Origin of the sequence: Pantoea sp. App145, assembly GCF_047947045.1 — a bacterium.
Taxonomy (GTDB): domain Bacteria; phylum Pseudomonadota; class Gammaproteobacteria; order Enterobacterales; family Enterobacteriaceae; genus Pantoea.
Window position 1 is genome coordinate 3,791,818 of the sequence record NZ_CP133290.1, and the last position, 14,369, is coordinate 3,806,186.

Annotated in this window: 12 protein-coding genes; 8 read left to right on the top strand and 4 right to left on the bottom strand. The window is 54.8% G+C overall.

Features of this window, described 5'->3' with window-relative positions; all coding sequences use genetic code 11:
• The first annotated feature begins 21 nt into the window (after positions 1 to 21).
• The 5 genes from relA to queE all read left to right on the top strand — a co-directional run bounded on the left by relA (position 22) and on the right by queE (position 7,204).
• Positions 22 to 2,256, top strand: coding sequence for a GTP diphosphokinase (relA, locus tag RCF31_RS17480; RefSeq protein WP_299460302.1), 2,235 nt, complete (start codon positions 22 to 24; stop codon positions 2,254 to 2,256).
• 72 nt (positions 2,257 to 2,328) lie between these two features.
• On the top strand, positions 2,329 to 3,120 hold the full coding sequence (mazG, locus tag RCF31_RS17485) for a nucleoside triphosphate pyrophosphohydrolase (RefSeq protein WP_299460305.1): 792 nt from the start codon (positions 2,329 to 2,331) through the stop codon (positions 3,118 to 3,120).
• Between the two features lie 253 nt (positions 3,121 to 3,373).
• Complete coding sequence (pyrG, locus tag RCF31_RS17490; protein ID WP_208716269.1) at positions 3,374 to 5,011, top strand: glutamine hydrolyzing CTP synthase; 1,638 nt, start codon at positions 3,374 to 3,376, stop codon at positions 5,009 to 5,011.
• 74 nt (positions 5,012 to 5,085) lie between these two features.
• Complete coding sequence (gene eno / locus RCF31_RS17495; protein ID WP_208716268.1) at positions 5,086 to 6,384, top strand: phosphopyruvate hydratase; 1,299 nt, start codon at positions 5,086 to 5,088, stop codon at positions 6,382 to 6,384.
• Between the two features lie 148 nt (positions 6,385 to 6,532).
• Complete coding sequence (queE, locus tag RCF31_RS17500; protein ID WP_416411823.1) at positions 6,533 to 7,204, top strand: 7-carboxy-7-deazaguanine synthase QueE; 672 nt, start codon at positions 6,533 to 6,535, stop codon at positions 7,202 to 7,204.
• 31 nt (positions 7,205 to 7,235) lie between these two features.
• Here the strand turns inward: queE and RCF31_RS17505 are convergent, their stop codons facing one another.
• Both RCF31_RS17505 and queD read right to left on the bottom strand, forming a co-directional pair.
• Complete coding sequence (locus tag RCF31_RS17505; protein WP_084876475.1) at positions 7,236 to 7,835, bottom strand: inorganic diphosphatase; 600 nt, start codon at positions 7,833 to 7,835, stop codon at positions 7,236 to 7,238.
• A 132-nt stretch (positions 7,836 to 7,967) separates the two neighbouring features.
• On the bottom strand, positions 7,968 to 8,327 hold the full coding sequence (gene queD, locus RCF31_RS17510) for a 6-carboxytetrahydropterin synthase QueD (protein ID WP_084876474.1): 360 nt from the start codon (positions 8,325 to 8,327) through the stop codon (positions 7,968 to 7,970).
• Between the two features lie 295 nt (positions 8,328 to 8,622).
• On the opposite strand from queD, the gene cysJ reads away from it, so the two are divergent.
• From cysJ to RCF31_RS17525, 3 genes are read left to right on the top strand one after another with little or no spacing between them, the layout of a single operon-like run.
• Entirely contained in the window at positions 8,623 to 10,428 is a 1,806-nt protein-coding gene (cysJ, locus tag RCF31_RS17515; protein ID WP_416411824.1) for an NADPH-dependent assimilatory sulfite reductase flavoprotein subunit, read from the top strand.
• A complete protein-coding gene (gene cysI, locus RCF31_RS17520) occupies positions 10,428 to 12,152 on the top strand; it encodes an assimilatory sulfite reductase (NADPH) hemoprotein subunit (protein WP_299460323.1) in 1,725 nt (574 codons plus the stop codon). The genes cysJ and cysI overlap by 1 nt, the downstream gene beginning before the upstream one ends.
• Positions 12,149 to 12,883 (top strand): phosphoadenylyl-sulfate reductase, encoded by a 735-nt coding sequence (locus RCF31_RS17525; protein ID WP_416411825.1) that lies wholly within the window; start codon positions 12,149 to 12,151, stop codon positions 12,881 to 12,883. Before cysI ends, RCF31_RS17525 begins: the two co-directional genes overlap by 4 nt.
• A gap of 80 nt (positions 12,884 to 12,963) precedes the next feature.
• Here RCF31_RS17525 and RCF31_RS17530 read toward each other — a convergent pair whose 3' ends face one another.
• Both RCF31_RS17530 and RCF31_RS17535 read right to left on the bottom strand, forming a co-directional pair.
• A complete protein-coding gene (locus RCF31_RS17530; RefSeq protein ID WP_416411826.1) occupies positions 12,964 to 13,248 on the bottom strand; it encodes a YciI family protein in 285 nt (94 codons plus the stop codon).
• A 9-nt stretch (positions 13,249 to 13,257) separates the two neighbouring features.
• Positions 13,258 to 14,277, bottom strand: a complete 1,020-nt coding sequence (locus tag RCF31_RS17535; RefSeq protein WP_416411827.1) for an aminopeptidase — start codon at positions 14,275 to 14,277, stop codon at positions 13,258 to 13,260.
• Between the last annotated feature and the right edge of the window lie 92 nt (positions 14,278 to 14,369).

A 14,369-nucleotide genomic window follows, 5' to 3' on the forward strand; every position in this document is an offset into this window, starting at 1 on the left:
GTCGCTGTGGCAGGAGAGGATATGGTTGCGGTTAGAAGTGCGCATTTGAATACGGCAGGGGAATTTGCCCTCGACCAGTGGATTGCCAGTTTAGGTATTGCTAACCCGCAATCCTGTCAGCGTCTGGCTGACACCTGGCGTTACTGTGAAGCCGAAACGCACGACCATCCTGAACAGGCTCTGCTGCTGTGGCGCGGTATTGAGATGGTAGAAATCCTCACCATGCTCAGTATGGATATCGACAGCCTGCGCGCCGCGCTGATCTTCCCGCTCGCCAATGCGGATGTGGTCAGCGAAGAGGAGCTGGAGCAGACCGTCGGTAAAGGTATCGTCTCGCTGGTGCATGGCGTGCGCGATATGGATGCGATTCGTCAGCTGAAAGCGATCCACAACGATTCGATGGCTTCCGAGCAGGTCGATAACGTGCGCCGCATGTTGCTGGCGATGGTGGAAGATTTCCGCTGCGTGGTCATCAAACTGGCAGAACGTATCGCGCATCTGCGTGAAATGAAGGATGCCCCTGAAGACGAACGCGTGCTGGCGGCCAAAGAGAGCACCAACATCTACGCGCCACTCGCCAACCGTCTCGGTATCGGCCAGCTCAAGTGGGAACTGGAGGATTACTGTTTCCGCTATCTCCATCCTGATGAATACAAACGTATCGCTAAGCTGCTGCATGAGCGGCGTATCGATCGCGAACAATACATCGAAAACTTCGTCGATAACCTGCGCAAAGAGATGCAGAAAGAGGGTGTGCGTGCCGAGGTGTATGGTCGCCCGAAACATATCTACAGCATCTGGCGCAAGATGCAGAAAAAATCGCTGGCGTTCGATGAGTTGTTCGATGTGCGTGCAGTGCGCATCGTGGCGGAACGCTTGCAGGATTGCTATGGCGCGCTGGGTACGGTGCATACCCTGTATCGCCACCTGCCGAGTGAGTTCGACGACTACGTTGCCAACCCGAAACCTAACGGTTATCAGTCCATCCATACCGTGGTGCTGGGGCCACAGGGCAAAACGGTTGAAATCCAGATCCGTACCCGCCAGATGCATGAAGATGCTGAGCTGGGCGTGGCGGCGCACTGGAAATACAAAGAAGGCCCCACCAGCAGCAACGCGCGTGGTGCGGCAGGCCATGAAGAACGTATTGCCTGGCTGCGTAAGCTGATCACCTGGCAGGAAGAGATGTCGGATTCTGGCGAAATGCTGGAAGAGGTGCGTAGCCAGGTGTTTGACGACCGGGTTTACGTGTTTACCCCGAAGGGCGACGTGGTGGATTTGCCTGCGGGTTCAACGCCGCTCGATTTTGCTTACCATATCCACAGCGATATTGGTCACCGCTGCATCGGTGCCAAAATTGGTGGCCGTATCGTCCCGTTCACCTATCAGTTGCAGATGGGCGACCAGGTTGAGGTCATCACCCAGAAACAGCCGAACCCCAGCCGTGACTGGCTGAATCCGAACCTCGGCTATATCACCACCAGCCGTGGTCGTTCGAAGATACATAACTGGTTCCGTAAACAGGATCGCGACAAGAATATTATCGCCGGTCGCCAGATTCTGGATACTGAGCTGACTCAGCTGGATATCAGCCTGCGTGAGGCGGAGAAGCTGCTGCTGCCGCGCTATAACGTCACGTCGCTGGATGAACTGCTGGCGGCGATTGGCGGCGGTGATATTCGTCTCAACCAGATGGTCAACTTCCTGCAAGGCAAGCTCAACAAACCGAGTGCCGAAGAGGAAGATCGCGAAGCGCTGCGTCAGCTGACGCAAAAATCGCACACGCCATCGTCGGCGCGCAAAGAGAGTGGCCGTGTGGTGGTGGAAGGGGTCGGTAACCTGTTGCACCACATCGCCCGCTGCTGCCAGCCGATTCCGGGTGACGATATCGTCGGCTTTATCACCCAGGGGCGCGGCATCTCGATTCACCGCGCCGATTGTGACCAACTGGCGGAGCTGATTTCCCATGCGCCGGAACGTATTGTTGATGCGGTGTGGGGGGAGAGCTACTCCAGCGGTTATTCGCTGGTGGTACGTGTGACGGCTAACGACCGTAGCGGCCTGCTGCGCGATATCACCACCATCCTGGCGAATGAGAAGGTCAACGTCCTCGGCGTCTCCAGCCGCAGCGATACCCGTAAACAGCTGGCCACCATCGATATGGATATCGAGATTTACAACCAGCAGGTGCTGGGCCGCGTGCTTGCCAGACTGAATCAGGTGCCCGATATTATCGACGCGCGCCGTTTGCATTAAACACCATGCACCAACCGTAGCGGTGCGATTTATCGCGCCGCTACAAATCGTTATTCCCCAAAGGACCTGCCAATGACATCTATCCAACGTCTGCTCACCATCATGCAAACCCTGCGCGATCCGCAGCGCGGTTGCCCGTGGGATCGGCAGCAAACTTTCGCCTCCATCGCCCCTTATACGCTGGAAGAGACATATGAAGTGATTGATGCCATCCAGCGCGAAGATTTTGATGATCTGCGCGGGGAACTGGGTGATCTGCTGTTCCAGGTGGTGTTTTACGCGCAGATGGCCAATGAGCAGCAGCGTTTCAACTTCGATGACATCTGCAACGCCATCAGCGACAAACTTGAACGCCGTCACCCGCATATCTTCGGCGATACGCAGGTCGATGATGCACAGCAGGTGATTAAAAACTGGGAAGCCATCAAACAACACGAGCGGGCGGAAAAAGCGCAGCATTCGGCACTGGATGACATCCCCAAAGCGCTGCCCGCGTTAATGCGCGCGCACAAAATCCAGAAACGTTGCAGCAATGTCGGTTTCGACTGGAATAGCCTCGGTCCGGTGCTGGATAAAGTGCATGAAGAAATTGATGAGGTGATGCACGAAGCGCAGCAGGCGGTGATCGATAACGACAAGCTGGAAGAGGAAATCGGCGATTTACTGTTCGCCACGGTTAATCTTTCACGTCATCTCGGCAGCAAAGCCGAGGTCGCGTTGCAAAAGGCCAATGACAAATTTGAACGTCGTTTTCGCCAGGTGGAAGGGCTGATTGCCGCGCAGGGGCTGGTGATGAGCGATGCCACCCTTGAGCAGATGGAAGAGGCCTGGCAGCAGGTTAAAGTCAGTGAGAACAAGCAGTAACGTATCGCAGGCGATTTGTTGATTATTCCAGCGCTGCGCATAAAATCGCCGCTTAAGCTTACTCGATTCAGCTGAGCGGCAACTTTGTGACGTGTGTCAACATTTTCCCCCTGGCTATCCGCTATGTTATTCGCTGCACTGCGCAGGAGGAGAGGGTGGTGATTGATCAATTGTGGCAGGTGACGACTTCAGGTATACTGTTTTCCCGTCCTGGTTATTCCATCGTCTTTAAACCTAAACTCTCAGGTTCAGCATGACAACGAACTATATTTTTGTGACCGGCGGGGTCGTTTCCTCTCTGGGGAAAGGCATTGCCGCAGCCTCCCTCGCAGCCATCCTTGAAGCACGTGGTCTGAATGTGACCATCATGAAACTCGATCCGTACATCAACGTTGATCCGGGTACCATGAGCCCTACTCAGCACGGTGAAGTTTTCGTCACCGACGACGGGGCCGAAACCGATCTGGATTTAGGTCACTACGAGCGCTTCATCCGTACCAAAATGACGCGCCGCAACAACTTTACTACCGGCCGTATCTACTCAGAAGTGCTGCGCAAAGAGCGTCGTGGCGACTATCTGGGTGCGACCATTCAGGTTATCCCGCACATCACCAACGCCATCAAAGAACGCATCATTGAAGGTGGCGAAGGTCACGATGTGGTTCTGGTGGAAATCGGCGGCACCGTGGGGGATATCGAGTCCCTGCCGTTCCTCGAAGCAATTCGCCAGATGGCGGTCGATGTAGGCCGTGAACACACCATGTATATGCACCTGACGCTGGTGCCGTATATGGCTGCCGCAGGCGAAGTGAAAACCAAGCCGACACAACACTCGGTTAAAGAACTGCTGTCCATCGGGATTCAGCCAGATGTGCTGATCTGCCGTTCTGACCGCGCTGTACCGGCCAACGAACGCGCCAAAATTGCGCTGTTCTGTAACGTTCCGGAAAAAGCGGTTATTTCCCTGAAAGATGTTGATTCCATCTACAAAATTCCGGGCCTGCTGAAATCGCAGGGTCTGGATGACTACATCTGTAAACGCTTCAACCTGAATGCTCCGGAAGCCAACCTGGCCGAGTGGGAGCAGGTGATTTATGAAGAAGCGAATCCGGGCGGTGAAGTGACCATCGGTATGGTCGGCAAATATGTCGAGCTGCCGGATGCGTACAAATCCGTGATTGAAGCCCTGAAACACGGTGGTCTGAAAAATCGTGTCACCGTTAACATCAAGCTGATCGATTCGCAGGATGTTGAAACCCGTGGTGTCGAATTACTGAAAGATCTGGATGCTATTCTGATTCCGGGTGGCTTTGGCTACCGTGGCGTGGAAGGCAAACTGATGACCGCGCAATACGCGCGTGAAAACAACGTGCCTTACCTCGGCATCTGCCTGGGAATGCAGGTTGCACTGATGGAATTTGCCCGCAACGTGGCGGGAATGGCTGGCGCCAACTCAACTGAATTTGTGCCAGACTGTAAGTACCCGGTGGTTGCGCTGATCACCGAATGGCGTGACGAAGAAGGCAACGTCGAAGTGCGTAGCGAGCAGAGCGATCTGGGCGGCACCATGCGTCTGGGTAGCCAGCAGTGTCAGCTTACGCCGGAAAGCAAAGTACGCCAGATGTACGGCTCAGACGTGATCACTGAACGTCACCGCCACCGTTATGAAGTAAACAATATGCTGTTGAAGCAGATTGAAGCGGCGGGTCTGCGCATTGCAGGCCGTTCCGGTGACGATCAACTGGTCGAAATCATTGAGATTCCAAACCATCCGTGGTTTGTGGCCTGTCAGTTCCACCCGGAATTCACGTCGACCCCGCGCGATGGTCATCCGTTGTTCGCTGGCTTTGTTAAAGCGGCGCAGGAGTACCAGAAGCGGTTAGCGAAGTAAGTTTCACGAGCAGCGCGCGAAGTTTCGCGCGTTGTTTGTCTTAGGATTGACTAACTTGTACTGAGGAAAATCGAATGTCCAAAATCGTAAAAGTCATCGGTCGCGAAATTATCGACTCCCGTGGCAACCCGACTGTAGAAGCAGAAGTGCATCTGGAAGGTGGTTTCGTTGGTCTGGCTGCTGCGCCGTCAGGTGCATCAACCGGTTCTCGCGAAGCTCTGGAGCTGCGTGACGGTGACAAATCTCGTTTCCTGGGCAAAGGCGTAACCAAAGCGGTTGCGGCGGTTAACGGTCCGATCGCTGACGCGGTAAAAGGCAAAGATGCCAAAGACCAGGCGAACATCGATAAGATCATGATCGAGCTGGACGGTACTGAGAACAAATCCAACTTCGGTGCAAACGCCATTCTGGCCGTTTCTCTGGCTGCGGCTAAAGCTGCTGCTGCTTCTAAAGGTCAGCCGCTGTATGAGCATATCGCTGAACTGAACGGCACCCCGGGCAAATATTCTATGCCGCTGCCGATGATGAACATCATCAATGGTGGTGAGCACGCTGACAACAACGTCGACATCCAGGAATTCATGATTCAGCCGGTTGGCGCGAAAACTGTTAAAGAAGCCATCCGTATGGGTTCTGAAGTTTTCCATCACCTGGCAAAAGTGCTGAAAAGCAAAGGCATGAACACTGCAGTGGGTGACGAAGGTGGCTACGCGCCGAACCTGGGTTCTAACGCCGAAGCACTGGCCGTTATCGCTGAAGCGGTAAAAGCAGCAGGCTACGAACTGGGCAAAGACATCACCCTGGCGATGGACTGCGCAGCGTCTGAATTCTACAAAGACGGCAAATACGTGCTGGCGGGTGAAGGCGGTAAAGCGTTCACTTCTGAAGAATTCACTCACTTCCTGGAAGATCTGACCAAACAGTACCCTATCGTGTCTATCGAAGACGGTCTGGACGAGTCTGACTGGGCGGGCTTCGCTTACCAGACCAAAGTGCTGGGCGACAAAATCCAGCTGGTAGGTGACGATCTGTTCGTAACCAACACCAAGATCCTGAAAGAAGGTATCGATAAAGGTATCGCTAACTCCATCCTGATCAAATTCAACCAGATCGGTTCACTGACCGAAACACTGGCTGCTATCAAGATGGCGAAAGACGCTGGCTACACCGCGGTGATCTCACACCGTTCAGGTGAAACCGAAGATGCGACCATCGCTGACCTGGCGGTAGGTACTGCGGCTGGCCAGATCAAAACCGGTTCTATGAGCCGTTCTGACCGCGTTGCTAAGTACAACCAGCTGATTCGTATCGAAGAAGCACTGGGCGCGAAAGCACCTTTCAACGGTCTGAAAGAAGTGAAAGGCCAGGCTTAATCGCCTGCTGATGCTGCCGTAAGGCGGTATCGCCTGATGTGAAGCCCCGCCTTGTGCGGGGCTTTTGCATTTTTGGCGTAAAGCCGCTGTTGTTACCGGTGACAGATCTGCCATAATCTGCGCCTTGAAATGATGAAGTGAGTAAAAAATGTTCTACCCGATTAACGAAATGTTCCAGACGCTGCAGGGCGAAGGTTTTTACACGGGCGTTCCGGCACTGTTCATCCGCTTGCAGGGATGTCCGGTGGGTTGTAGCTGGTGTGATACCAAACATACCTGGGAAAAGCTGGCAGATCGGGAGACCTCGCTCGGTGACATTCTGGTCAAAACTGTTGAAAGCGATGCCTGGGGCAACGCCGATGCTGCGATGCTGATTGAGAGCATTCAGCGTCAGGGCTGGACCGCGCGCCATGTAGTGATCACCGGTGGTGAACCGGCCATTTACGATTTACGCCCTCTGACCAGCGCACTGGAAGCGGCGGGTTTTCAGTGCCAGATTGAAACCAGCGGCACCCATGAAATTCGCTGCACTGACACCACCTGGGTGACGGTTTCACCGAAAGTGAATATGCGCGGTGGTTACGATGTGCTGTCGCAGGCGTTAGTGCGGGCGGATGAGATCAAACATCCAGTAGCGCGCGAACGTGATGTTGAAGCGCTGGATGCGCTGCTGGCAGGCTTGCACGACGAGAAAAAGCGCATCATTGCGCTACAGCCGATCAGCCGTGGTGATGCGGCGACCAAACTGTGCATCGAAACCTGTATTGCCCGTAACTGGCGCTTGTCGATGCAGACGCACAAATATCTCAATATCGCCTGATAAATCAGGGCGGCAGCCGCCGCCCTCGTCGTTACTGCTTCGCCTGATACGCGTCAAAAGCCTGCTTAATTTCTGCTTTCGCTGCCGCCGCATCCTGGAAACCATTCAACTCCACTTTCTTACGACCATCCGGCAGTTGTTTGTAGACACGGAAAAACGCCTGCAAACGTTCTTGCTCGATCTTCGGCAGATCGTTCATCGTCTTGATATCGTCATAGGTGGGATCGATTTTGCTGGCGGGCACCGCGACGATCTTATCGTCCACTTCGCCACCATCGATCATCTTCAGCACGCCAATCGGGCGCAGCTTAATCAACGTACCCGGTTGTAGCGGGGCACGGCTATAGAAAATGACATCCAGCGGATCACCATCGCCACCCAGCGATTGAGTCAGCGAACCGTAGTTGGCCGGGTAAGCCACCGGCATCGACTGAAAACGGTCGGCGACGATAAAGCCGGTTTTCGCGTCGGTTTCATACTTGATATTGCCACCCGCCGGGATTTCCGTGACGGCATAAAACTCATCCGGCACGTTTTTCGGCTGCGGGAAATCAAGCACGTTTTGCGCCTGAACGGCGGCAGAGGCGGAAATAAAAACAGCAATCAGGGAAAGGCGTTTCACCAGGTTCATTGTTGATTCTCTTGATCTTTAATGAAGGAGACAACAACGTAGGGGGAGTTGATGACAACCAGATGACCTGAGTGTAAAGAAGCGTAGGGCAGGAAACTCAGGCTGCACGGGAGCAGCCCGGGAACACAACAACTATCCGCGGTAGACGCAGCCTGCGGTGCAGGTTTCTTTGATCATCACCGCACTGAGTTCTGGCAGGATCGGCTTCATCTCGTCCCAAATCCATTTTGCCAGCACTTCGCTGGTGGGATTAGAGAGTCCCGGGATGTCATTCAGATAATGATGATCGAGACGATCGTAAATCGGCGCAAATGCCGCTTTCAGTTCTGCAAAATCCATAACCCAACCGGTATAAGCATCCACTTCACCGGTAATTTCCAGCCGCACCAGAAAGGAGTGGCCGTGCAGACGACCGCATTTGTGCCCTTCAGGCACGTGAGGTAAGCGGTGCGCCGCTTCAAACTGGAACTCTTTAAACAACGTGGTAGACATAATGGCCTCAACATAAAAACCGCTGAAGTCTACCTGAAATGCAGATTTTTAGCATCCGTTACCGATGAACAGGGCATTTTACGCACTTAACCCAATCAGGCTGAAAATTAACTTATTGAATATACATTGCTTTATTTACCACTTTTGCTGGTTAGCATTACCCGAAAAACCACTTAGTCGTTTTGGTTATTTATTATGTCGAAGGTTTATTTAATCGTTAATATACGGGCCGGTAACCTACTCACTCTTCCGCCATTTTACGGTCCGGACTTCTGATACTGGAATTTTTAACGCGATGACGACTCAGGCACCCCCAGGTTCACTGCTGCCGCTAACCCCGGAGCAACTCGCGCGCTTACAGGCGGCGACTACCGATTTCTCTACCACCCAAATGGCATGGCTTTCGGGTTATTTCTGGGGCATGGTCAACCAGACGCCAGGAGCCGTGGCTGCCCCTGCGCCAGTGCAGGCCGACGTGCCGACCATCCTGTTGATCTCCGCATCACAAACCGGCAATGCACGCCGACTGGCGGAACAACTGCGTGATGACCTGCTGGCCGCCAAACTGAGCGTTAATCTGGTCAACGCCGGTGACTACAAATTCAAACAAATTGGTCAGGAAAAGCTGCTGGTGGTGGTGACCTCCACCCAGGGTGAAGGCGAGCCGCCGGAAGAAGCGGTGGCGCTGCATAAATTCCTGATGTCGAAAAAAGCCCCGCAATTGAAGGGCGCGGCTTTTGCCGTATTTGGTCTCGGCGATACGTCCTACGAATTCTTTAGCAAAGCCGGTAAGGACTTTGACAGCCGCCTGGCCGAGTTGGGTGCTGAGCGTCTGCTGGATCGCGTTGATGCGGATGTGGATTATGCCGAACAGGGAAGCGCCTGGCGTAAGCAAATTACCGACATCCTGAAAGCGCGTGTGCCGACTGAAGCACCCGCCATTGCAGCTATCACCGCAGCGGGCAGTGTTAACGAACTACACAGCAGTCCTTACAGCAAAGAAGCGCCGCTGACGGCCAGCTTTGCCGTGAACCAGAAAATCACCGGGCGTGATTCCGATAAAGACGTGCGTCATATCGAAATCGACCTCGGCGATTCGGGCCTGCGTTACCAGCCGGGCGATGCCCTCGGTGTCTGGTATGAAAACGATCCGGCGCTGGTAACCGAGCTGCTGGAACTGCTGTGGCTGAAAGGTGACGAGCCGGTGACTATCCACGGTGAAACCCTGGCGCTGTCTGATGCTCTGCAACGTCATTTCGAGCTGACGGTGAACACGCCGCAGATCGTCGAACATTATGCCGCGCTGGCGCGCAACGATGCGCTGCTGGCACTGGTGGGTGACAAACCGAAACTGCAACACTATGCGCAGAGCCTGCCAATTGTCGATATGGTGCGTCAGGCACCGACCGAACTGAATGCTGAGCAGTTAACCGGGCTGCTGCGCCCGCTGACACCGCGTCTTTACTCCATTGCGTCCTCGCAGGCTGAGAACGAAACTGAAGTGCACATCACCGTGGGTGCGGTGCGCTACGACATCGATGGACGGGTACGTGGCGGCGGTGCCTCGACCTGGCTGGCCGATCGTCTGGCAGAAGACAGCGACATTCGCGTGTTTATCGAACATAACGACAACTTCCGTCTGCCTGCCAACCCGGAAACGCCGGTGATCATGATCGGACCCGGTACCGGCATCGCCCCGTTCCGCGCCTTTATGCAGCAGCGTGATAACGAGGGTGCAGGCGGCAAAAACTGGCTGTTCTTTGGCAACCCGCACTTCACCGACGATTTCCTGTATCAGGTTGAGTGGCAGAAGTATGTCAAAGACGGTCTGCTGACCCATATCGATCTGGCGTGGTCACGCGACCAGGCAGAGAAGATTTACGTACAAGATAAAATCCGTGCCAAAGGTGCGGAAGTGTGGCGCTGGATTGAAGAAGGCGCGCACCTTTACGTCTGCGGCGACGCCAATCGCATGGCGAAAGACGTTGAGCAGGCATTACTGGATGTGGTGGCCGAGCACGGTGGAATGGATCGTGAAACGGCTGACGAGTTTTTAAGTGAGCTGCGCATTGAGCGCCGTTATCAGCGAGACGTTTACTAATGAGTGAAAAACACCCTGGACCGCTGGTCGTTGAAGGCAAACTTGTTGATGCCGAGCGTCTGAAAAAGCAAAGCAATTATCTGCGTGGCACCATCCTTGAAGATCTCGATGATGGTCTGACCGGCGGCTTCAACGGCGATAACTTCCTGCTGATCCGTTTCCACGGTATGTACCAGCAGGATGACCGTGACATCCGTGCCGAGCGTGCGGCGCAGAAACTCGAACCGCGCCATGCCATGATGCTGCGTTGCCGTCTGCCGGGCGGCATCATCACGCCGACCCAGTGGCTGGCGATTGATAAATTCGCCACCGACAAAACCATTTACGGCAGTATCCGTCTGACCAACCGCCAGACGTTCCAGTTTCACGGCATTCTGAAGAAGAACGTCAAGCCGACCCACCAGATGCTGCATGAAGTCGGTCTTGATGCGCTGGCAACCGCTAACGACGTCAACCGTAACGTGTTGTGTACCTCGAACCCGGTGGAATCTGAGCTGCATCAGGAAGCCTACGAATGGGCGAAAAAGTTGTCGGAGCACCTGCTGCCGAAAACCCGCGCCTATGCGGAGATCTGGTGGGATCAGGAAAAAGTTGCCACCACCGATGAGGAGCCAATCCTCGGTGAGACTTACCTGCCGCGTAAGTTTAAAACCACGGTGGTGATCCCCCCGCATAACGATGTGGATCTGCACGCTAACGATCTCAACTTTATTGCTATCGCTGAGAAAGGCAAGCTGGTGGGCTTTAACCTGCTGGTGGGTGGTGGGCTGTCGATCGATCACGGCAACAAAGCGACTTACGCGCGCACCGCCAGCGAATTTGGCTTCCTGCCGGTGGAGAAAATCCTGGATGTCGCGGCCGCCGTGGTGACCACGCAGCGTGACTGGGGCAACCGTACCGATCGTAAAAACGCCAAAACCAAATACACGCTGGAACGCGTGGGCGTGGAAACCTTTAAAGCGGAAGTGGAAAAACGTGCCGGACTGACCTTCGGTCCGACGCGTCCGTACGAATTCACCACCCGTGGCGACCGTATTGGCTGGATCAAGGGTGTCGATAAGAAATGGCATCTGACGCTGTTTATTGAAAACGGTCGTTTGCTGGATTATCCGGGCCGTCCGCTGAAACGCGGTATCGCCGAAATCGCCAAAGTGCATCAGGGTGATTTCCGTCTGACTGCCAACCAGAACCTGATCGTGGCGGGGGTGCCGGAGAAGCAAAAAGCGCAGATCGAAGCCATCGCCCGTGAACATGGTTTGATGGAACAGGTGACGCCGCAGCGTGAAAACTCGATGGCCTGTGTATCTTTCCCGACTTGCCCGCTGGCGATGGCTGAAGCCGAGCGCTTCCTGCCGTCGTTCGTGACCAAAGTGGAAGAAATCATGCATGGTCATGGCGTTGGTGAGGAGCACATAGTGCTACGCGTTACCGGTTGTCCTAACGGCTGTGGCCGTGCCATGCTGGCCGAAATCGGTCTGGTGGGCAAAGCGCCAGGTCGTTACAACCTGCATATTGGCGGCAACCGTATCGGTACCCGTATTCCGCGTATGTATCGTGAAAACATCACGGAAGGCGAGATCCTCGCCAGCATTGATGAGCTGGTGGGACGCTGGGCCAAAGAACGCAAAGGTGAAGAAGGTTTTGGCGACTTCGTGATTCGCGCGGGCATCGTGAAGCCAGTGGTTGATCCTGCCCGTGATTTTTGGGACCCGGAGGCAGTATGACGGTACTCGATCTTTCCGCACTGAATGATTTACCGAAAATTGATCGCGTAATGGCGCTGGCAGAAACCAACGCCCGGCTGGAAAAACAATCGGCAGAAGAGCGTCTGAACTGGGCGCTGGAGCAACTGCCTGGTGCGTTTGTACTCTCGTCCAGCTTTGGTATTCAGGCGGCGGTGTTGCTGCATATGGTCACCCGGCTGAAACCGGAGATTCCGGTGATTCTGACCGATACCGGTTATCTGTTCCCGGAAACCTATCGCTTTATCGATGAGCTGACTGAGCAACTCAACCTGAATTTGCAGGTATTCCGTGCTGATACCTCGCCTGCGTGGCAGGAAGCACGCTTCGGCAAACTGTGGGAGCAGGGTGTCGAAGGGATCGAGAAATACAACCAGATCAATAAAGTGGAACCAATGAACCGCGCGCTGGAAACGCTGGGGGCGCAAACCTGGTTTGCGGGCCTGCGCCGTGATCAATCCGGCAGCCGGGCACATCTGCCAGTACTGGCGATTCAGCGTGGTGTTTTTAAAGTTCTGCCGATTATCGACTGGGATAACCGCCAGGTGCATCAGTACCTGAAACAGCATGGCCTGAAATACCATCCGCTGTGGGATGAGGGTTACCTGTCAGTGGGGGATACGCATACCACGAAGAAATGGGAACCCGGCATGGCGGAAGAAGAAACGCGTTTCTTCGGTCTGAAGCGTGAGTGCGGATTGCACGAGGGCTGATGATATACACCCGTAGCGGCGCGATTTATCGCGCGTCTTTTAAAAGATCGCGCGATAAATTGCGCCGCTACGGTTCGTCATTAAATTCCGGTTAAACCGGCAAAATCCTCGCCAGCCCGCGTCACATTCACCTTTGTGACGTCATAATTCGCCACCGCCACGAAGGGATCTTCCGCCAGAATCGCATCCAGCTCGTCCCGTGGCATCTCTTTCACCATCACCATTCCGCCAGTGCGTGGATCCTTACGTCCGGCCGCAATAAATGCACCGCTGGCAAAATAACGATCCAGCCATGCAATATGGGGCGCGAGCAGGGCTTCCACTTCTTCTACCGGACGGAAATAGTTCAGATAAACCACGTACATATCAGTTCCTCATGTTGTCGGGTTCGCCAGCTCGGTGAGCAATGGCAACAGGATTCTCACGCTCTCATGGGTGCGTTGGGTAATGCGGCCTGGCAGCCAGTGGTCGAGATAGTCCAGGTTATCGCGCTCGGTCTGATGACGGACGCTGCCATCCGGGAAGTGGGAGCTGCGCGCGCGCTGCTGCTGACCATCTTTATTTCCCAGCGCCCAGTTGCTGGCGGTGACATCCAGCAGCGGCATACCCGCCTTATCAAAAGGATTCTCCCCGGGAAAATCACGTGCCGCCAGCGTATGGGTGGCAGCAGAGATGCCGAAGCGGTGCGCCAGCTGCACGGCGCGGGCGCTGGTTTGCTTGCGCACCGCCGATGGCGTATTCATGCCGCTGTTAAAGTAGAGATGATCGCCGACGATCAGGCTGTTCAGATCGATCACCAGCAGGGTGTCTTTCTTCTCTTTGGCGCTCATGCGTGACAGATAATCATCCATGCCATGCAGACCGGTTTCACCGGCACTCAGCGCCACAAAGCGTACGCCATAATGTAAAGGCGTTTTGCTGAGCTGCTGGGCTAACTCCAGCATCACACCCAGGCCGGAAGCGTTATCATCCACGCCCTGCAAACGCAGGCCGCCGATATTGTTGTCAGTTTCACGGCTGCTGAGCGGTGTCCAGGTATCGAGATGCGCCACAATCAGGATCTCCTGCGGTGCGCTGCCCGCGCGGGCGGCAATCACCGAGGTGGCGGTCACTTTATGCCAGCGCATCTGGCCCTGCTTTTCGCGCCAGTTATAGCCGGTATTGAACTGGCGGGTGTTGCTCTGATAACCCAGTTGGGTGAATTGCTGGCGCAGGTAATCTGCGGTCATCAGCTCTGCCGGGCTGCCGCTCATGCGACCCGGATAATAGGTTGCGATATGACGCAATTGTTGTTCGGCAAATTGCCCGGGTACGTTCCCGGCAGCCTGAGCAAGGAGAGGAAAACCGCCCGCTATCGCTGCTGCCAGCAGGACGCGGCGGAGGGTGGCAAACATAGTGTGTCCTTTTCTGACATCCCGTCGTGCGAAAAAAATTGTGCTTCAGTATGAAACTGTGACCGCTATTACACAATTTGATTTGCTCCGAA